Genomic DNA, 20,553 nt, shown 5'->3' on the forward strand with positions numbered 1-20,553 from the left:
AACATATTTTTAAAATTTTTAATATAAAATTAATTAATTTATAAAAAATAATCTTATTCAGTTTTGGTAATAGGAGAAGTAGACAAATCCGTTGCAGAATGTGCTCCAGCAGAATTCTTTTGTTTATTCATTTTTTTTAAAAAAATCGAAGATTTTAATATTTCTGTATTTTTATTATAAAATATATTATTAATAATTTTAGTAATAGGTGCTGAAGCTTGGTTTTTCGTATTTTCTTTTTTTAGATTTTGATTGATAGAAATTGTTTTTTGATTTGATATTAATATATAATTTTTTTTACAAAATAGTTTAAGTCTTTTTTTTTCTCGAAGTATATTTTGATCTTTAAAGTATTTTTTACTTTTAGAAATACAGTTTTTTTTGTGTTCTTTTAAATGTTTAAATTTTTTAAATGATATATTTTTTTTAATAATTGTATTATTTTTGTATATAGATGAAATATTTATTTTTTTTTTCAAATCTAAATTATAATCTTTTTTTATTTTATTAATTTTTATGAATGAGTTTTTAAACCAAACTCTTCCTAGTGCTAAATCTAGCGAAAAAATAATATTATTATTCATATGTTGAGAAGATTGAAAATAATATATATTAAAAAATTTATTTTTTAAAGGTGTTGAATATTTAAAGTTAGATGTTTTTTGAGCTTGATAAATAATATAATTATCATTATCAATTAAATGACTATATTTATCTTTATTTAAAAAAGTATTTTTATTTTGAGAAAAAATATTTCTAAATAATGATTTTTTTTTAAACAAAATACTATTTTTTATATTATTTTTACTTAATTTAAAAAAGTTAAATGGTTCTATATAATTAATAATATCAATTTTTTTTAAAGATATATTATTAAAATCATCTTTATTAACTATATTTTTTTTAATTTTATTACTTTCAGATATAACGTCAATGTTTTTAGAATTATTCATTGAAAGAGTATTTTCTTTTTTAAAAAAAATATTATTTTTATATTGAAAAATATTTTTTTTTAATATTTCACTCTTAATACAAATATTTTTTATAAAAAAAGATTCTTTTATCCAAGATATAAAATTAATAAAAAAGTTGTTATAAATATTTTTTTTAGAAATTTTTTTTTGAATAATATCTTTTGAATTGGTAGCATAGTTAAATAATGTACTTTTTTTAAACAATGGTTTCGATTTAATTTTTTTTTCTACGATTTCCTTTTTAACATTTTTTAGATTTTTATTTGTTCTAATATTAGATAGATAATAACTCATTGATGGTATTTGCTCCCCTTTTCTAATTCTAGAAACAAGATAATGAGGAGTTTTCATATTTTTATTAGGAACAATAATTGTTTTTCCACCTGCTTGTCGTTTTTCAATTGCGTGAACTGCATCTCTTTTTTCATTTAATAAATAACAAGCAATTTCTATAGGTACAATAGCATGTACTTCATATGTATTTTCTTTTAATGCTTCTTCTTCAATTAAACGTAAAATTGACAAAGATAAAGATTCGTTATCTCTAATAGTACCTGTTCCTGTACATCTAGGACAAACATGATGGCTAGATTCACCTAAAGATGAACTGAGTCTTTGTCTAGACATTTCCAATAGACCAAATCTAGAAATATTTCCAACTTGAACACGAGCTCTATCTTCGCGTACAATTTCTCTAAGTTTATTTTCTATAGCTTTTTGATTGCTTAAAGGTGTCATATCTATAAAATCAATTACTATTAAACCACCTAAATCTCGTAATCTTAATTGTCTTGAAATTTCTTCAACTGCTTCTAAATTAGTATTAAATGCAGTAGCTTCAATGTCTACACCACGTGTAGAACGAGCTGAATTAATATCAATAGCTGTTAAAGCTTCAGTACTATCTACCATGATTGAACCTCCAGAAGGAAGGCATACTTTTCTTTGAAAAGCAGAATTTATCTGAGATTCAATTTGATAATAACTAAATAAAGGAATTTCTCCAGTGTAAAGTTTAATTTTATTAATAAAATCTGGACGACCTAAAGAAGAAATATGTTCTCGAGCTATATTAAATATATTAGGATTATCAATCAAAATTTCACCGATATCTTGACGTAAATAATCTCTAAATGCACGGAAAATTACATTGTTTTCTTGATGAATTAAAAATGGTGCAGATTTTTTTTCTGAAGCTTTTTGAATAGCATCCCAATGCTTTAATCTAAGAGATAAATCCCATTGCAATGATTGTATAGATTTTCCAACTCCGGCGCTTCTAATAATTAAACCCATATTTTTTGGTAATTTTAAAGATAATAACAATGCTTTTAATTCAGTTCGATCATTTCCTTCAATTCTTCTAGATATACCAGCAATATTAGGACTATTAGGCATTAAAACTAAATAACTGCCTGCTAAAGTAATAAAAGTCGTTAAAGCCGCACCTTTAGTACCTCTTTCTTCTTTGTTTATTTGAACTATAATTTCTTGCCCTTCTTGTAAAATATCTTTAATATTTAAACGTATATTATTGTTATAATTTTTAGAAAAATATTTTTCAGTAATTTCTTTGAAAGGTAAAAAACCATGTTTTTCTATCCCATAATCTACAAAAGCTGCTTCTAAACTAGGTTCTATTCGAGTAATTTTTCCTTTATATATATTTGATTTTTTTTGTTCTGATCCAGAATTTTCTATATCAAGATCATATAAACGTTGACCATCAACAAGAGCTACACGCAACTCTTCCTGTTGAGTTGCATTAATTAACATTCTTTTCATTATAACATTTTCTCTCTTATTTTTATAAATAAGTAAATACATCAACAGGAAATATATACTTTTAAAAAATTAATATTTTATTGTTTAACTATGATTTTTATTTAAAATATATATAAAAATAAGTTGTTTTAAAATACTATAAAAATAACTTAAAAATTAATAAATACAATCTTTAAAAATTAAAAAATATTATTTTGCCTACAATTTAAAATTGTAAATAATTTAATTATTGATACTAATATATTTATGTATTTAATTATATTATAATTAATAAAATTAAAAAAATTACTTAATTATAGAGATTTTTTTAATGACATATAAAACATTATCTGCATCTATTATATATATTAATGAAGATATGATAAATCAACGAATTGATAATTTTTTGAAAAAAAAGTTTAAAAATATACCTAAAAGTATGATCTATCGTATTATTAGAACAGGAAAAATTCGAATTAATAAAAAAAGAATTCAACCAAGTTATAAATTAAAAATTGGAGATCATCTAAAAATTCCTTCAATTAAAATTGAAGTTGAAAAAAAAACACACTTTCACATTAATGATTATCAAAAAAATTTATTGAATAATATACTTTACGAAGACAATTATTTATTAATAATAAATAAACCTTCTGGCATTGCAGTGCATGGTGGAAGTGGTGTTAATTTTGGGGTTATAGAATATTTTCGAAATATTCGTCCACTAGATAAATTTCTTGAACTTGTGCATCGTATTGATAGAGATACATCAGGTATATTAATTTTAGCAAAGAAAAGAACATCTCTTATATCTATGCATAAGCAAATTAGAGAAAAAAAAATAAAAAAAGAATATATTGGATTAGTACATGGTTTATGGCCTCATAATTTAAAAAAAATATCAGAACCATTATTGAAAATTCATTTAAAAAACAAACAAAAAAAAATGTTTGTTAATAATTCGGGAAAAGCTTCAGAAACTTATTTTAAAATAAAAAAAAAATATTCTTGCACAACGTTAATTTCTATTTTTCCAAAAACAGGAAGAACACATCAAATTCGAGCACATACATCCTATGCAGGTTATCCGATATTATTTGATAAACGTTATGGAAACTCAAATTTAGATAAATCTATTAAAAATCAAACAAATCTGAATAGACTGTTATTACATGCTATTTCAATCAATTTTATACATCCTAATAATGGTAATATATTACATGTAGAAGCACCATTAGATATGAATATTAGAAATTTTTTAAAAACTCTTATATGATATGTTTAAAAGACACTAAATAAAAATCATTTATTTCCATCTAACAATACACATAGAGAGATAATATGGCTGTACAAAAAAATAAACCTACACGTTCTAAAAGAGGAATGAGACGTTCGCATGATTTCTTAAAAAACATAACATTATCTCAAGATAAATTTTCTGGAGAAACGCATATTCGTCATCATATAACTCAAAAAGGATTCTATAAAGGTAAAAAAGTTATTTAAATAAAAATATAAAATCGGTATTTTAAAAAATACCGTTTTATAAAAAATTAATTTTAATTAAATATTATGCATTTTATTTATATAATTAATTTGATAAAAGGTTATTTTAATGTGTTTATTTGCTATGCTATTTCCAGGTCAAGGTGTTCAATATATAAACATGTTATCTTCTTTTTTGAAAAAAGAAAAAATTTTTCAAAATACTTTTAAAGAAGCATCAGAATATATAGGATATAATTTATTAAAACTAATTAAAAAAGGACCATTAAATATAATAAATAACAGTAAATACACACAACCAATAATATTAACTTCATCATTTGCTATTTATAAATTTTGGAAGAAATATAATGGAAAAAATCCATCGTTTATGTGTGGACATAGTTTAGGAGAATACTCTGCATTAGTTTGCGCTAAAGCAATTAAATTCAGTGATGCGTTAAAAATTGTTTCTTTACGTGGACAATATATGCAAAAAATTATTTTGAATCAATCATGTTTAGTAAAAGCAATAATCGGTTTAGATAAAAATATTATTAAAAAAATTTGTCGAAAATATGCATCAAAAACTGTTTCTATTGCAAGTATTAATTCTGATAATCAAATAATTATTTCAGGCAATAAATTAGATGTACATCAAGCAAGTATAGAATGCAAAAACAATGGAGCTAAATTTATACTAGATATTAATCTTAATATACCAATACATAGCCATTTGATGAAACCAGTCTCTAAAAAAATTGAATCTATATTAAAAAATATAGAAATAAAAAAACCTAGAATACCAGTTATTAATAACGTAGACGTAAAATGTGAAAGTAATAGTGAAAATATAAAAAAAGCTTTAATAAAACAAGTTTATAAAACCGTACGATGGAAAGAAATAATAGATTTTATACAGTCAAAAAATATTTTTACTATGCTAGAAATAGGACCAAATAATGTTTTAACTAATTTAAATAAAAAAAACGTGAATCTTATTTCTCTTCATACAAGTAATAAAAAACATTTTTTACAAGCATTGAAAAAAATTAATTAAAATAATGAAAAATATAAAAAAAACCGCTCTAGTAACAGGAGCAAATAAAGGAATTGGAAAAGCAATAGCGATAAAGTTAATAAAAAATGGAATAAAAGTTATCGGAACATCTACTACTCAATATGGAGTGCAAATAATTAATAAATATGCAAAAAAAAATGGTTTTGGATTAATTTTAGATTTAAAAGATACTAATTCTATCACAGAAAAAATTAAAGAAATTTATAAAAATAAATATGCTATCGATATATTAATTAATAATGCCGGAATTAAATTAGATAAATTATTAGTTTATATGAATGATCAAGAATGGGAAGATGTAATAAAAATTAATTTAACATCGATATTTTACACCTCTAAAGCTGTTATTCGTTCTATGATTAAAAAAAAATCAGGACGAATTATAACGATTAGTTCTATAATTGGTTATATAGGAGGGAAGGGTCAAATTAATTATAGTACCTCCAAATCTGGTCTTATTGGGTTTCATAAATCATTAGCACTAGAAGTAGCTTCAAAAGGAATCACTGTTAATATAGTTTCTCCAGGATTAATTCAGACAGATTTTATTAAAGATTTAAATATATTTCAATATAAAAAATATTTATCTCAAATTCCAATGAAAAGATTAGGAAAAGTAGAAGAAATTGCAGATGCTGTAATATTTTTATCTTCTAAAAAAGCATCTTATATTACTGGCCAAACATTACATGTAAATGGTGGTATGTATATGTAATATAAAACTATATTATTTATAATATAAACAATAACAATGGGTAATCTAACATGCAAAATATTGAAAAGAAAATAAAACATATTATTTCAAAAAAATTAGATATAAAAACAAATAATATTACCAATAAATCTTTGTTTTTAGAGGATCTTGGAGCTGATTCATTAGATATTGTTGAATTAATTATGACTTTAGAAGAAGATTTTAATATAGAAATATCTGATGATGAAGCCGAAAAAATAAAAACAGTTCAAAATGCTATTGATTTTGTTAATACTAAACTTAAAGATTAAAATAATTAAATTTTATTCAAAATTAATTTATATCAAAAATTTTTAAAATAATGATAAAAAATAAATTTATTGTAATTGAAGGATTAGAAGGTGCTGGAAAAACAAGTGCGTGTACTTACGTAAAAAAAATTCTAAGACAAAATAATATTACAAACATCATATTAGTTCGACAACCAGGAAGTACACCTATTTCAGAAAAAATAAGAAAATTAATTAAAATATATCATGGTGAAAAAATTGTAAAAGAAGCAGAACTATTATTAATATATGCAGCAAGAATACAGTTAGTTAAAAAAATTATTAAACCTGCATTAAATCGCGGAGATTGGGTAATTTCAGATCGTCATGACTTATCTTCTTTAGCTTATCAAGGTGGAGGATTAGGTATTAATAAAAATATTATCAATCAATTAAAAAATTTATTCTTAGAGAATTTTATTCCAGATTTAACTATATATTTAGATGTAATGCCTGAAATTGGTTTAAAAAGAGCATTGAAAAGAAGTTCATTAGATAGGATAGAAAATCGATCTTTAAAATTCTTTAAAAAAACAAGAAAAAGTTATTTAAATCATATAAAATTAGATGAAAAAATTATTAAAATTAATGCTAATTTAGATATCGAAAATGTTACTCAAAATATTAAAAAACAACTATTAAAATGGCTTCAAAAACAATTCATATGAAATTCTATCCTTGGCTGAAAAATCCATATAAAATAATTATTAAACAACATCAAAATAAAAAACCACATCACGCATTCTTGATAAAAACCATAAAAGGATTAGGAGTATTTGAATTAATTTGGCACATTAGTAAATGGTTACTATGTAATGCAGTAAATAATACTAAATATTGTAATAAATGTCATAGTTGTAAATTAATGTCATCAGGAAATCATCCAGACTGGCATCAATATATGAAAAATCCAAGTGAAATTATTACTATTGATCATATTCGTGAAATTAACGAAAAAATATTTAAATATCCACAACAAGGAAAAAATAAAATAATATTTTTATCTGATATTCAAAAATTAACTGAATCTGCAATAAATGCTTTATTAAAAAATTTAGAAGAACCACCCGAAAAAACTTATTTTTTTTTGATAGATTATAGTAATTTAAAAGTAAGTTCGACACTATATAGTCGTTGTTTAATATATAAATTATTTCCTCCAAAAGAAAAAAATAGTTTGAATTGGTTAAATAATCAAAAATTATTAAATAAAACATTTAATATAATTTCATTACGTATTAACCAAGGATCACCAATATCTGCTAAAAAATTTATTAGCGATGGACTTTGGGAAGAAAGAAAAAACTTATTTATATATTTTTTAAAATCTATTAAAGATAAAAACCTACTAAAAATATTACCAATCTTATCTGTAAATAATACTTTATTGAAAATAGACTGGATTTGTCTATTATTGTTTGATGCTATGCAAATTTATTTTAATTATAAAAAAAAAATAATTAACTTTGATCAATTAGAACTTATTCAGTTTTTTTCTTGTAATTATAATTATTTGATTTTAGATAAAAGTATTCAAATTTGGACTAAATGTAGATATACATTATCAAATATACCTGTTATTAACAACGAATTATTATTAATAGAACAATTACTTAAATGGGAAAAAATTTTAAGTTTTATTGTTTAATATTCATTCATACATAATTTTAAAATTAAAGAGACAAAATTATGTTTTTAATTGATTCTCATTGTCATCTTGACCAATTAAATTATAATTTATTACATAAAGATATAGAAGATATGCTTAGAAAGTCAAATGAAAATTATGTAAAAAAATTTTTAACAGTATCTACTTCTATTAATAATTTTTATAATATAAAAAAATTATTTGATAATTATAATTTTATTTTTTATTCCTGTGGTATACATCCTTTACACTGTCAAAAAGAAATAAATATTTTAAACCAATTAAAACCATTATCGATAAACCCACGAGTTATTGCATTAGGCGAAACAGGTTTAGATTATTATTATTCTCCTGAAACAAAAAAAATACAACAATATTTCTTTCGCAAACATATACGAATCGCAATACAATTAAACAAACCTATTATAGTACATACAAGAAATTCTATAAACGATACAATACAAATATTAAAAGAAGAAAACGCAGAAAAATGTGGAGGTATTTTACACTCCTTTACAGAAAACGATAAAATAGCATTTAAATTATTAGATTTAGGATTTTATATTTCTTTATCTGGAATTGTTACTTTTAAAAATTCAATTGAATTACAAAATACATTAAAAAAAATACCATTGAAAAATTTATTAATAGAAACAGATTGCCCATACTTATCACCAATTCCACATAGAGGAAAAGAAAATCAACCAGCATATTTACTTGATATAGCAAAATACATTTGTTTGATAAAAAAAATACATTTAGAAGAATTTGCTGAAATTATAAAAAATAATTTTTATACATTATTTAAATTTTAAAAATAAAATATATTATTTAATTAATTTTATATTTTATATAGACTTAGGAGTTTTTAATATGTTTAAAAATGTATTTGCAAGCCTTCAAAAAATTGGAAAATCACTTATGTTACCTGTGTCAGTATTACCGATTGCAGGAATATTACTTGGTGTAGGATCTGCTCATTTTAGTTTGATACCAGATACTATTTCAGAAATTATGGCTCAAACAGGAGGTTCTGTTTTTTCAAACATGCCACTAATTTTTGCAATTGGAGTTGCTTTAGGATTTACTAATAATGATGGTGTAGCAGCATTGGCTGCAGTTGTTGCATATAGTATTTTAATAAAAACGTTATCTGTAGTTGAACCAACTATATTACATGCAAATATTGATACAATAAAAAATAAAAATTTTTCTGATATAGGAATATTAGGAGGTATTATAGCAGGATCAATTTCTGCATGTATGTTTAATAAATTTTATAAAATTCAACTACCTGAATATTTAGGATTTTTTGCAGGTAAAAGATTTGTTCCTATTATTTCAGGTTTATCTGCAATATTTATAGGATTAATATTATCCTTTATCTGGCCATCAATTGCAAAAAAAATTCAAATATTTTCTCAATGGGCTGCTTATCAAAATCCTATTATTGCTTTTTCTTTATATGGTTTAATTGAAAGAGCACTTGTACCATTTGGCTTACATCATATATGGAATGTGCCATTTCAAATGCAAATTGGAGAATATACTAATTCTGTTGGACAAATATTTCATGGTGATATTGCAAGATACATGGCAGGAGATATTACTGCTGGAAATTTATCAGGTGGATTTATTTTTAAAATGTATGGACTTCCAGGAGCTGCTTTAGCAATTTGGCATACAGCAAAAAAAGAAAACAGAAATAAAATAGGTAGTATTATGATTTCTGCAGCTTTGACCGCTTTTTTAACTGGAATTACAGAACCTATCGAATTTTCATTTATATTAGTTGCCCCAATATTATATGTTGTTCATGCGTGCTTGGCAGGATTGTCTTTTCCATTATGTATTTTTTTAAATATGCGTGCTGGCACAAGCTTTTCACATGGATTTATAGACTTTGTAGTATTAAGTGGGCATAGTAACAAGCTATTTCTTTTTCCAATTATTGGTATTTTATATGGTGCTTTATATTATATTATATTTTATTTACTAATAGTTACATTTAACTTAAAAACTCCAGGAAGAGAATATGATCAAAATAATACGATAATAAATAACAATATTGAAATAGCACCTCATATTATTATAGCTTTAGGAGGAAAAGAAAATATTAAAAGTTTAGATGCTTGTATTACTAGATTACGTGTTACAGTATTAGAAATATCAAAAGTTAATAAAAATGCTTTAAAAAATCTTGGAGCAGCAGGAGTAGTAATATCAGGATCAGGAATACAAGCTGTTTTTGGTACTAGATCTGAAAATATTAAAACAGCTATGGACGAATATATAAATAAAACATAAAAAAGGGGGGTGAGTAAAACTTAACTCGCCCAATAATTAATATAATATGTTACATATAAAATATATAAATAAAAAAATTTAATTATGAATAATCATTTAATTTTTCAAAAAATTATAAATAAAGAAATTCCATCGAATATTTTATACCAAGATAAAATAGTCACTGCTTTTGAAGATATAAATCCAAAAGCTCCTATACATATATTAATTATACCAAATTGTTTTATAAAAACACCAAATGATATTAACGCAAATAATAAAAACATTGTTGCACATATGTTTTATACTGCTGTACAAATTGCTAAAGAAAAAAAAATTAGCAAAGATGGATATAAAATAGTTGTTAATTGCAATGAAAATGGGGGACAAGAAATAAATTATTTACATATGCATTTATTAGGAGGGGTTAAATTAAAAACATTATATTAAAAATATAATTCTATTAAAAGGTAATTATTTGAATAAAAATTTAATATTTTTCTTTATTATTTTATTGTATATCAATAGTTGTTCAGTATTTGAACAAACAAAAAATTTATTAAAAGAAAATAATAGTGCTAAAGAAAATACAAATCTTATTTTTTTAAATTTTAAAAGTGCTATCGAAAATATTGTTTTAGAAATGTCGCATAATGAAAGTATATTTTTTTCTAAAAAAATATCGTTATATATTAATATGTTAAACAATGAAAGCCATATTTTTTTAGAAAATAAAAAATTAACAAATCTTATAAGAATCCAAATTTTTAAAAAAATTAATAAATTTAATATTATTCATACTAATCAAATCAATAAAACTAAAAAAGAGTTAGGTTTATCTGAAGATGATAATTTTATAAATGTAAACACTGCAATATTATTAGCTCGAAATAATCAAGCTACATATTATCTTGATAGCAAAATTATTATTAATAATAAATTATTATTATTAAAAGTTAAATTAATACTTGTAAAAACGGGAGAAATTATATTTCAAAAAACAAAAAATTTATATTATATACAAAATATATATTAATAATAAATTATTATAAACATATTTAATAGAGTAGATCTTTCTACTAAAATTTATATTATAAAATATATATTTTTAATATTTAAATAAAAGATATATTTTACTAATTATAAATCAGTAGAAAGTTCTAACTCTTAATTTTGAATATTATTTTTTTTTAAAATAATTAATTTAAAAAATAATTAAAATTGATAGACTAATCCAGCACCAATAATGTTATCTGTAGAAATTTTATTTGTTTTAATAAAATCATTTTCTTTTAATAAATTAATCTTATAATTCATATAAGTTGAAATATTTTTATTAAATTCATAACGAGTCGCAATGTTAATTTGTTTAGCTAAAGCTAATTCACTTTTATCAATACTGTTAACATTATAACCTTTAGAATCTAAATAGCTTAAAGATGGATGAAATCCAGATTTAAAACTATATTCTGCAATTGCTTCAATATTTTGTGTTTCATTAATATAGGTATTATTGCTCTTAATAGTATTAGGTAGCACATTTCTTGAAGAACCATAGAAAGCAGCAAGATATATATTATTAGCATCGTATTTAAAACCTAATCCATACGCATTTATAGAATTATCTTTTAAATTGTTTTTATCTTCTGTTATAGATTCTGGTTTTTTAGATGTAAAGCAAGAACCAATAGCAGTCAGTCCTGAATCACTTTCATATTTTAATGATGCACCCCAACTTGAATTATTTTTTTGATTTTGATTTTTATTTTTAGTTTCATCTTGATATTGTAACGAAAAACTCATTCCCTTAAATAAACCAAACATATTATCATTTCTATAAGTTAATAAACTACTATTTCTATTTAACATATAATTGTCATTATATGAAAAAAAGCTATCCTTCATAATATATGGAATATGATTAGTTAAAGATGCTACATCATAAATAACACCGTAATTTCTACCATAATCTACAGATCCTAAATTACCATATTTTAAGCCAGCATATCCTAAACGTATAGAATTAAATTGATGTTCAGCTATTAATTCTTCAGGCATAAAAAAATCAGTTTTATATTCAATTTTTGCATAACTAGAAAGTTTGTTGGTAATATTAATTTTTCCTGATAATCCTAAAATAGCATTGGTATTATCATTTTTAGTAATAACTTTTTTAGATAAAAAATTGTTAGAAAATTCATGATGAGGATTTATAATTCCATATAATTCTAATTTATTACCATTTTTATTAAAAACTTCTGCAGCTGTCACTGTCGTACTAGTTGCAAATAATATTGGTATTAACATTGATAAAGATTTTTTTTTGTTCATAATTTTTAAATTACCTTATTAGTAAACGTAATACAAACTAAATCATTATAAATAATTTAATATGAAAAATATTAAAAATGAGAACTATTAACAGTGCGTGGAAATGGAATAATATCTCTTATATTAGAAACTCCAGTAATATAAGAAATAAATCGTTCAAAACCCATTCCAAAACCTGAATGTTGAACAGTACCATAACGTCTAAGATCTCGATACCACCAATATTCTTCTTTCTTTAAATTAAGCTCAGATAAACGTAAATCTAGTATAGAAATACGCTCTTCACGTTGAGAACCGCCTATTAATTCGCCAATACCTGGCACTAAAAGATCCATTGCAGCAACGGTTTTTTCATCATCATTTAATCTCATATAAAATGCTTTTAATTCTTTAGGATAGTCAGTAATTATTACAGGTCTTTTAAAGTGTTTTTCCACAAGGAAACGTTCATGTTCAGAATTTAAATCAATTCCTGGAAAAACAATATTATCAAATTTATTTTTAGAACTTATTAAAATATTTATAGCATCAATATATTTTATACGTACAAAATCTAATAATAAAAATTTTTCAAGACGGTTAATTATATCACTATCAATATAATTTTTAAGAAATTTAATATCTGTAATACAGTTTTTTAAAACATATTTACAAATATATTTCAACATTTCTTCTGAAAATTTAGATATTTCATCTAAATTTAAAAAAGCTGATTCAACTTCTAACATCCAAAATTCTGCTAAATGACGAATAGTATTTGAGTTCTCAGCTCTAAAAGTAGGTCCAAAGGTATAGACTTTTGATAGAGAACAAGCATATGTTTCTAGATTAAGTTGACCCGAAACAGTTAAAAAAGATTCTTTTCCAAAAAAATCTTTTTTAAAATCAACGGAACCATTATCTTTTTTAGGAATATTCTCCATATTTAATGTTGAAACATTAAACATCTCTCCAGTACCTTCGGTATTAAGAGTGGTAATAATAGGTGTAGGAATCCAATAGTAACCTTTTTTATGTAAAAATTTATGTAATAACTGAAATACATAATTTCGTATTCTTACTATCACTCCAATTAAATTAGTTCTACTACGTAAATGTGCGACTTCTCTTAAATATTCTAGACTATGTTTTTTCGCAGAAATTGGATAAGTATTTGGATTTTCAACCCATCCTAATACTTTAATCTCCGTTGCTGTTATCTCATATTTTTGTTTTTCACCTAAAGATAAAATTAAAATACCTTTAATTAATAAAGAACATCCAATGGTTAAATGAAGTATTTCTTTATAATAGTTGTATAAAGTATTATTGGCAATAACTTGTATAGAATGAAAACATGAACCATCATATACTGTAATAAAAGAAAAACCAGATTTTGAACTTCTACGACTTCGAACCCATCCATATACAGTAATTGAAGTGTTTAATATAATATCATTTTCATATATTTTTGATATTGATACTGCATTCATAATTTTTTTTATACCTCATATCTCCAAGAATATCTATAAAACAAACTTAATTAAAATCATTAATATTCTTTTGTATTTTTACAGGTAAATTAAATGCTTTAAATAAAGATTTCATAAATTCTTTATCTAAACACAATGTTTTACCAGGACTATCAGATATTTTTGCTACTGGTTTTCCGTTACATTTAACTAATTTAATCACAATATTTAGTGGTTTTACATTTGGAATATCGCAAGTTAATTGTGTGCCAATACCAAATATAACATTAATTCTATTATTAAATTTTCTATATAAAGTAATAATTTTCTTAAAATTTAAATTATCTGAAAATAATAACGTTTTAGTAGAAGGATCAATACCTAAACGTTTATAATGTTTTAAAGCCTTTTCACCCCACTGTATTGGATCACCTGAATCATGTCGGATACCTTGATATGATGTAGATAAAGATAAATTAAAATCACGTAAAAAAGCATCCATTGTAATACAATCTGTTAAAGCAATACCTAGATGTTTTTTATATTGACTTAACCATATTTTTAAAGCTAAGGATTGACTATGTTTTAAACTAGAACTAATTTGCTGATGTGCTTGAAACCATTCATGCGCTTGAGTTCCTACTGGAGATAATTTTAAAACACGAGAGATATGATAATTACTTGATCCAATTAAAAAAGGAAATTGTTCTTTTAATTTTTTAAGAATAGAATATTGTATATTATATGAAAATCTACGTCTTGTTCCAAAATCAACAACTTTTAAACGAGATAAATCTAAATTCTTAGTATCTTGAAAAAATTTTTTTAACTTTAAATTTAAATGATCTACAGCAATTTGTGAAGTAATTTTAGGATAATTATTTCTATGAAAAATTTCACTAATCAGAGATAGAATAGGAACTTCCCATAAAATTACTTCTTTCCATAAACCAGTAATTCTAATTTTTAATTCACCATAGTAGTTATTTACTTCTACTTGTGTAATATTATAACGAAAGCTTTTTAACCAATGTAAATATTCTTTTTTAAAAAAAGGAAAAGAATTCATATATAAATATTCTTCATCACTTAAAGATAAAGATTTCATCATATTAATTTGATCTAACAAAACATTCGAATAAACCCCTAAAAAATTGGGTCCTCTACAAATAAATTCCGAAACAACATTAACATTTTTATAATAAAAAAATACTGCTTGCTGCATATGAAGTTTGTATGCATCAGTATCTAACAATGTTTTTACTATTGGATTATTATATTTTTTCATAGTATATCTGTTTTTATATTACTGTTTTCATATCATTTTTTTATATATGAAAGTTGATGTATAATTTTACATATAAAATTATGCATAAAATTTATATAAAAATATAACATAAATAAAAAAGTTATCAATTTTTGAAAAAAATATCTGTGCATTATAACTGAATAACAATTTTAAATTTTTTAATTGTAATTAAAATTAAGAAAATAATTATGATTTTTTTATATATCAATAAAAAATATCTTAAAAAAGACATATGTTATATAGTAACAAAAAGGAATTATAATGTTTTACTATTTAATTCGTAAACTTTTATTTTTAATAGATCCTGAAACAGCACATATATTAATATTAAAATATCTTAATTCTAAGCACATGCAAGTATTAATGAATCTATTTTTCAAACCTATTCCATCGATACCAATTAAATGTATGGGACTAACATTTCCTAATAAAGTTGGTTTAGCTGCTGGAATGGATAAAAATGGAGAATATATAGATTTGTTTGCTAAAATTGGATTTGGCTTTATTGAATTAGGCACAGTAACACCATTACCTCAATTAGGAAATTCAAAACCAAGAATGTTTCGTGTTCTTTCAGTAGAAGCAATTATTAATAGAATGGGGTTTAATAATCTTGGTATAGATAATCTTATTTATAATATTAAAAAATCTAAATTTAAAGGTATAATTGGAGTAAATATAGGAAAAAATCAACAGACTTCTATTGAAAACGCAATTAATGATTATTTAATATGTATAGAAAAAATATATGTTTATGCTAATTATATTGTTATTAATATTTCTTCTCCTAATACAAAAAATTTAAGAGATTTACAATATGGAGTATTATTTAAAAATCTATTAAAAAACATTAAAAAAAAACAAAAAGAAATGTATCATAAACATTTTAAATATGTACCAATAGCAATTAAAATTTCACCAGATTTATCAAAAGATGAAATAATTTATATTTCCGATCAACTAATTAAATTTAAAATAGATGCTGTTATCGCAACCAATACTACTTTAGATCATTCATCAATACATAAAATCAAAAATAAAATTCAAGGTGGATTAAGTGGTTTTCCTTTACAAAAAAAAAGTAATAATGTCGTTGCAATATTATATAAACTACTTAAAAATAAGATTCCAATAATTGGAGTAGGAGGGATTAATTCTTTAAATTCAGCTAAAGAAAAAATGGAATTAGGAGCTGATTTAATACAAATATACACTGGATTAGTATATCATGGTCCAAAATTTATTAGAAATATAATTAAAAAATTATAAAAGAAAGATTAAAATGAACTGTTTATATGCAAGTACAAATTTAGGATGTGAGAAATTATTAGAGCGTGAACTTATTTTTTTAGGAGCAAAAATTATAAACATTACTAAAGGAGGAATTTATTATAAAGCTGAAGATATATTATTATATAAAAGTTTAATATGGAGTCGAATTGCTTCAAGAATTTTTATATGTATTAAAAAATTTATTATTCAAAATAGTAATGATATATATATTAATACCTATGAAATTAATTGGGACGAAATTTTATATTTAAATAAAACTTTCTTAATAAAGTTCAAAGGAAACAATAATATTATTCGAAATAGTTTATTTGGAGCATTAACTATAAAAGACGCTATCGTTGATCAATTTTATAAAAAATATTCTATTCGACCTAATATTAATCTTCTTAATCCTGATATTCGTATTCAAGCAATATTAATGAATAATACAGTAGATATTATGTTAGATTTAAGTGGTGATTCTTTAAATAAAAGAGGATATCGTAAATATTCTAATATTTCACCACTTAAAGAAAATCTAGGTGCATCAATTATATTCAGTTCTACCTGGAAAAAAAATATTCCTTTAATAGATCCAATGTGCGGATCAGGAACATTTTTAATTGAAGCTGCAATGATTTATTCTGATAGAGCTCCAGGATTAAAGAGAAAAAAATGGGGATTCCAATCTTGGAAAGGATATGATAAATTTTTATGGGATATAGTACTTAAAGAAGCTAATAAAACGTTTGAAACTAAAATTCAAGAATGCAAACAAAACTTATTTATAGGTTATGATTATAATAATGAGATTATAGAAAAAGCTAAAGAAAATGCATTTAATGCAAATGTATTAGATATTATTCAATTTTCAACGTGTAATTTAAACAATCTAAGTAATCCATATAAAGGTAAAGAAGTTGGAATAATATTAAGTAATCCACCATATGGAGAAAGATGCAATACAGAAAATACACTACCAGCTTTATATATTCAGATGGGGATAACATTTAAAAAACATTTTAAAAATTGGAAACTATCAATATTTACTTCATCAAAATTTCTATTAAATTTTATACAAATGAAATCCTATGAAGATATTTTTTTTAAAAATGGACCATTAGACTGTTTTTTAAAAAATTATAAAATATTTTCAGAAAAACTTAACAATGAAAATGAAGAATATAAAAATAGATTAAAAAAAAATATTCAAAAATTAAAAAAATGGAACGATTTTCAAAAAATAGAATGTTTTCGTATATATGATAGAGATATACCTAATTATAATATTGTCGTAGATGTTTATAAAAAATGGTTAGTAATTCAAGAATATCAAGCACCAAAAACAATAAGTACGCATTGTTCTTATAAGAGATTATGTTCTGCAATCTATCAAACTAAAGAAATACTTTCTATTCCAATTAATAATATAGTATTAAAAACCAGAAAAAAACAAAAAAATAAATTACAATATCAAAAATTTTTTAATAGTAATAAATTTTTTACCATTCAAGAATATAATGTAAAACTTTTAATAAATTTAACTGATTATTTGGATACTGGATTATTTTTAGAACATCGACGTATAAGAAAGTTAATCAATACAATGTCTTATGGTAAAGATTTTTTAAATTTATTTGCATACACTGGTAGTGCTAGTGTTTATGCTGGATTAGGAGGCGCTAAAACTACCACTACTATAGACATATCTAATACATATATAAAATGGTCGATACGAAATATGTCAATTAATAATTTAGTAGGAAAAAAACATTTTTTTATTCAATCTAATTGTTTAGAATGGATTGACTCAAATTATCAAACATTCGATTTAATATTTTTAAACCCACCTACCTTTTCAAACTCTAAAAAGATGAAAAAAGTTTTTGAATTAAAAAAAGATTATATTCATTTAATAAATAGTTTAAAAAAGAATTTACGAAAAAATGGTTATATTATTTTTTCAAGTTCTACACATAATTTTAAACTTGATTTTCATAAAATTAATAAAATAAAATTATATATTAAAAACATTACGAATTTAGTACAATCAAAAGATTTTTTAAACAAAAAATACAATTCTTGGTTAATACAACATATATAATAAAATTTAAATGAGAAAACTATGAATTTAATCAGTATAAAAGATGCTTCTTTATCGTTTAGCGATTTAGAAATATTAAAAAATACTTCTTTTTATATCAATAACAATGAACGTGTATGTTTAACTGGTAAAAATGGAGCTGGAAAATCAACTTTATTAAAAATAATTAACAAAAAACAACATTTAGATCAAGGTTTAGTTGTTTATAGAAATAATATTCAAATTTCATATTTAAAACAAGAAAATTTAGATCATTTAAATATTTCTATTTTTGAATTTATTAAAAAAAAATTTACAAAAATAAATATTCATGAAATGCTAAAAATAGAAAAAATTATTGAAATATTAAAATTAAATAAAAATACTTTACTTTCAGAAGTATCTGGAGGATTTTTAAGAAAAATTGCATTAGCTGCTGCTTTAGTAAATAATCCTGATATATTATTACTCGATGAACCAACTAATCATTTAGATATAAGTACTATTACATGGTTAGAAAACTTCTTAAAAAAATTTTCTGGCAGTATTATTTTTATATCACATGATAGATCATTTATTGACAATATATCTACAAGAATAGTTAATCTTGACCGAGGGAAATTAATATCCTTTCCAGGAAATTATACAAAATTTATTATGTTAAAAAACAAAAATGATCATATTGAAAAAGTTAATAAAAAATTATTTGATCAAAAGTTAGAAAAAGAAGAAATTTGGATTAAAAAAGGAATTAAAGCTCGTACTACAAGAAATGAAGGTAGAGTAAAAAATTTAGAAATTTTAAGAAAAACAAATGAAAATTATAAAAAAGTAGAAAATTTTAACAACATACAAATTAATGAAATAACAGATTATTCTGGAAAAATAGTCTTTAAATTAAAAAATATAAATTTTTGTATAAAAAATAAAACTATTATTCACGATTTTTCTTCAATAATACAATATGGAGATAAAATAGGATTAATTGGTGATAATGGCTCTGGAAAAAGTACTATGATTAAAATATTAATAGGAGAAAATAAAATTCAAAAAGGAAATTTTTATTCAGGAAAAAAAATAAAAATAGCATATTTTGATCAAAATCGATTAACATTAGATTCTCAAAAATCTATTTTAGATAATATAAATGAAGGAAAAGATAAAGTATTAATTAATAATAAAGAACAACATTTAATAGGATATCTAAAAAAATTTTTATTTAAACCAAATGAACTACAACGATTAGTAAAAACTTTATCTGGCGGAGAATGCAATAGACTACTTTTAGCTAAATTATTTTTAAAAAAAAATAATGTATTAATTTTTGATGAACCAACTAACGATTTAGATCTAGATACATTAAAACTATTAGAAAAAATTATTATTCAATATTCCGGAACAGTTTTAATAGTAAGTCACGATAGATATTTTATTCGAAATGTAGTAAATAAATATTGGTTATTTAAAGGTAACGGATTAATTACTACACACTTAGGTGTGTACGATCATTCAATAGAAAAAGAAATTAAAAAAAATAAAACTAAAAAAAATACACATATTTTAAATAAAGATAAAAAGTTAAAATTATTAAATACAAACCAACTAAAAAATAAACTAAAAAATATATTGAATCAAATTGATTATATAGAAAAAAATATTAAAATTTTACAAGAGCAAATAAATAAACCGGAATTTTTTAAACAAGACATTATTAACCAATTACCTATATTAAAAGAATTAAATTTAGAAGAAAAAAAACTAGAAATTAAACTAAAATATTGGGAAAATTTAGAAAAAAATATAAATGAAAATTTTAATGATTAATTTTAAATTAAATATATAATTA

General features: G+C 22.3%; 18 protein-coding genes. 14 read left to right on the plus strand and 4 right to left on the minus strand.

What is annotated here, in order from left to right:
- Window positions 1-53: 53 nt before the first annotated feature.
- On the minus strand, window positions 54-2,759 hold the full coding sequence (gene rne / locus D9V62_RS01765) for a ribonuclease E (RefSeq protein ID WP_158340098.1): 2,706 nt from the start codon (window positions 2,757-2,759) through the stop codon (window positions 54-56).
- 310 nt (window positions 2,760-3,069) lie between these two features.
- On the opposite strand from rne, the gene rluC reads away from it, so the two are divergent.
- The 11 genes from rluC (at window position 3,070) to D9V62_RS01820 (ending at window position 11,297) form a co-directional block, all read left to right on the plus strand.
- A complete protein-coding gene (rluC, locus tag D9V62_RS01770; RefSeq protein ID WP_158340099.1) occupies window positions 3,070-4,014 on the plus strand; it encodes a 23S rRNA pseudouridine(955/2504/2580) synthase RluC in 945 nt (314 codons plus the stop codon).
- A gap of 65 nt (window positions 4,015-4,079) precedes the next feature.
- The gene (rpmF, locus tag D9V62_RS01775) at window positions 4,080-4,244 is read left to right on the plus strand and encodes a 50S ribosomal protein L32 (RefSeq protein ID WP_158340100.1); all 165 of its coding nucleotides are present in this window, start codon (window positions 4,080-4,082) and stop codon (window positions 4,242-4,244) included.
- A gap of 109 nt (window positions 4,245-4,353) precedes the next feature.
- The gene (gene fabD / locus D9V62_RS01780; RefSeq protein WP_158340101.1) at window positions 4,354-5,283 is read left to right on the plus strand and encodes an ACP S-malonyltransferase; all 930 of its coding nucleotides are present in this window, start codon (window positions 4,354-4,356) and stop codon (window positions 5,281-5,283) included.
- Between the two features lie 4 nt (window positions 5,284-5,287).
- Complete coding sequence (locus D9V62_RS01785; RefSeq protein ID WP_158340102.1) at window positions 5,288-6,019, plus strand: beta-ketoacyl-ACP reductase; 732 nt, start codon at window positions 5,288-5,290, stop codon at window positions 6,017-6,019.
- A gap of 50 nt (window positions 6,020-6,069) precedes the next feature.
- Complete coding sequence (acpP, locus tag D9V62_RS01790) at window positions 6,070-6,309, plus strand: acyl carrier protein (RefSeq protein ID WP_158340103.1); 240 nt, start codon at window positions 6,070-6,072, stop codon at window positions 6,307-6,309.
- 50 nt (window positions 6,310-6,359) lie between these two features.
- Window positions 6,360-6,995 carry a dTMP kinase gene (tmk, locus tag D9V62_RS01795; RefSeq protein WP_158340104.1) on the plus strand — a complete coding sequence of 212 codons (636 nt, stop codon included), beginning with the start codon at window positions 6,360-6,362 and terminating at the stop codon, window positions 6,993-6,995.
- Window positions 6,971-7,975 carry a DNA polymerase III subunit delta' C-terminal domain-containing protein gene (locus tag D9V62_RS01800; protein WP_261979496.1) on the plus strand — a complete coding sequence of 335 codons (1,005 nt, stop codon included), beginning with the start codon at window positions 6,971-6,973 and terminating at the stop codon, window positions 7,973-7,975. Before tmk ends, D9V62_RS01800 begins: the two co-directional genes overlap by 25 nt.
- Before the next feature lie 41 nt (window positions 7,976-8,016).
- Window positions 8,017-8,790, plus strand: coding sequence for a TatD family hydrolase (locus tag D9V62_RS01805; RefSeq protein WP_158340105.1), 774 nt, complete (start codon window positions 8,017-8,019; stop codon window positions 8,788-8,790).
- Between the two features lie 58 nt (window positions 8,791-8,848).
- Complete coding sequence (gene ptsG / locus D9V62_RS01810) at window positions 8,849-10,282, plus strand: PTS glucose transporter subunit IIBC (protein WP_158340106.1); 1,434 nt, start codon at window positions 8,849-8,851, stop codon at window positions 10,280-10,282.
- Window positions 10,283-10,366: 84 nt separating this feature from the next.
- Complete coding sequence (locus tag D9V62_RS01815; protein ID WP_158340107.1) at window positions 10,367-10,711, plus strand: histidine triad nucleotide-binding protein; 345 nt, start codon at window positions 10,367-10,369, stop codon at window positions 10,709-10,711.
- A gap of 28 nt (window positions 10,712-10,739) precedes the next feature.
- Window positions 10,740-11,297 carry a hypothetical protein gene (locus tag D9V62_RS01820; protein WP_187312786.1) on the plus strand — a complete coding sequence of 186 codons (558 nt, stop codon included), beginning with the start codon at window positions 10,740-10,742 and terminating at the stop codon, window positions 11,295-11,297.
- A gap of 179 nt (window positions 11,298-11,476) precedes the next feature.
- Here the strand turns inward: D9V62_RS01820 and D9V62_RS01825 are convergent, their stop codons facing one another.
- From D9V62_RS01825 to pncB, 3 genes are all read right to left on the minus strand, one after another.
- Window positions 11,477-12,592 carry a porin gene (locus tag D9V62_RS01825; RefSeq protein WP_158340109.1) on the minus strand — a complete coding sequence of 372 codons (1,116 nt, stop codon included), beginning with the start codon at window positions 12,590-12,592 and terminating at the stop codon, window positions 11,477-11,479.
- Window positions 12,593-12,663: 71 nt separating this feature from the next.
- Window positions 12,664-14,064: an asparagine--tRNA ligase gene (gene asnS, locus D9V62_RS01830; RefSeq protein WP_158340110.1), complete on the minus strand. Its 1,401-nt coding sequence runs from the start codon at window positions 14,062-14,064 to the stop codon at window positions 12,664-12,666.
- Window positions 14,065-14,110: 46 nt separating this feature from the next.
- Window positions 14,111-15,331, minus strand: coding sequence for a nicotinate phosphoribosyltransferase (pncB, locus tag D9V62_RS01835; RefSeq protein ID WP_158340111.1), 1,221 nt, complete (start codon window positions 15,329-15,331; stop codon window positions 14,111-14,113).
- Window positions 15,332-15,613: 282 nt separating this feature from the next.
- On the opposite strand from pncB, the gene pyrD reads away from it, so the two are divergent.
- From pyrD to D9V62_RS01850, 3 genes are read left to right on the plus strand one after another with little or no spacing between them, the layout of a single operon-like run.
- Window positions 15,614-16,621 (plus strand): quinone-dependent dihydroorotate dehydrogenase, encoded by a 1,008-nt coding sequence (pyrD, locus tag D9V62_RS01840; RefSeq protein WP_158340112.1) that lies wholly within the window; start codon window positions 15,614-15,616, stop codon window positions 16,619-16,621.
- Between the two features lie 13 nt (window positions 16,622-16,634).
- Window positions 16,635-18,728, plus strand: a complete 2,094-nt coding sequence (gene rlmKL / locus D9V62_RS01845; protein ID WP_158340113.1) for a bifunctional 23S rRNA (guanine(2069)-N(7))-methyltransferase RlmK/23S rRNA (guanine(2445)-N(2))-methyltransferase RlmL — start codon at window positions 16,635-16,637, stop codon at window positions 18,726-18,728.
- Window positions 18,729-18,749: 21 nt separating this feature from the next.
- Window positions 18,750-20,531: an ATP-binding cassette domain-containing protein gene (locus tag D9V62_RS01850; protein WP_158340114.1), complete on the plus strand. Its 1,782-nt coding sequence runs from the start codon at window positions 18,750-18,752 to the stop codon at window positions 20,529-20,531.
- The last annotated feature ends 22 nt before the right edge of the window (window positions 20,532-20,553 follow it).

This window comes from Buchnera aphidicola (Aphis helianthi) (assembly GCF_005083845.1).
Taxonomy (GTDB): domain Bacteria; phylum Pseudomonadota; class Gammaproteobacteria; order Enterobacterales; family Enterobacteriaceae; genus Buchnera; species Buchnera aphidicola_AW.

Bases quoted from the DNA above. Each gene is read 5' to 3' on its own strand.
- rne (WP_158340098.1), bottom strand. From the start codon at position 2,759: ATGAAAAGAATGTTAATTAATGCAACTCAACAGGAAGAGTTGCGTGTA.
- rluC (WP_158340099.1), top strand. From the start codon at position 3,070: ATGACATATAAAACATTATCTGCATCTATTATATATATTAATGAAGAT.
- rpmF (WP_158340100.1), top strand. From the start codon at position 4,080: ATGGCTGTACAAAAAAATAAACCTACACGTTCTAAAAGAGGAATGAGA.
- fabD (WP_158340101.1), top strand. From the start codon at position 4,354: ATGTGTTTATTTGCTATGCTATTTCCAGGTCAAGGTGTTCAATATATA.
- D9V62_RS01785 (WP_158340102.1), top strand. From the start codon at position 5,288: ATGAAAAATATAAAAAAAACCGCTCTAGTAACAGGAGCAAATAAAGGA.
- acpP (WP_158340103.1), top strand. From the start codon at position 6,070: ATGCAAAATATTGAAAAGAAAATAAAACATATTATTTCAAAAAAATTA.
- tmk (WP_158340104.1), top strand. From the start codon at position 6,360: ATGATAAAAAATAAATTTATTGTAATTGAAGGATTAGAAGGTGCTGGA.
- D9V62_RS01800 (WP_261979496.1), top strand. From the start codon at position 6,971: ATGGCTTCAAAAACAATTCATATGAAATTCTATCCTTGGCTGAAAAAT.
- D9V62_RS01805 (WP_158340105.1), top strand. From the start codon at position 8,017: ATGTTTTTAATTGATTCTCATTGTCATCTTGACCAATTAAATTATAAT.
- ptsG (WP_158340106.1), top strand. From the start codon at position 8,849: ATGTTTAAAAATGTATTTGCAAGCCTTCAAAAAATTGGAAAATCACTT.
- D9V62_RS01815 (WP_158340107.1), top strand. From the start codon at position 10,367: ATGAATAATCATTTAATTTTTCAAAAAATTATAAATAAAGAAATTCCA.
- D9V62_RS01825 (WP_158340109.1), bottom strand. From the start codon at position 12,592: ATGAACAAAAAAAAATCTTTATCAATGTTAATACCAATATTATTTGCA.
- asnS (WP_158340110.1), bottom strand. From the start codon at position 14,064: ATGAATGCAGTATCAATATCAAAAATATATGAAAATGATATTATATTA.
- pncB (WP_158340111.1), bottom strand. From the start codon at position 15,331: ATGAAAAAATATAATAATCCAATAGTAAAAACATTGTTAGATACTGAT.
- pyrD (WP_158340112.1), top strand. From the start codon at position 15,614: ATGTTTTACTATTTAATTCGTAAACTTTTATTTTTAATAGATCCTGAA.
- rlmKL (WP_158340113.1), top strand. From the start codon at position 16,635: ATGAACTGTTTATATGCAAGTACAAATTTAGGATGTGAGAAATTATTA.
- D9V62_RS01850 (WP_158340114.1), top strand. From the start codon at position 18,750: ATGAATTTAATCAGTATAAAAGATGCTTCTTTATCGTTTAGCGATTTA.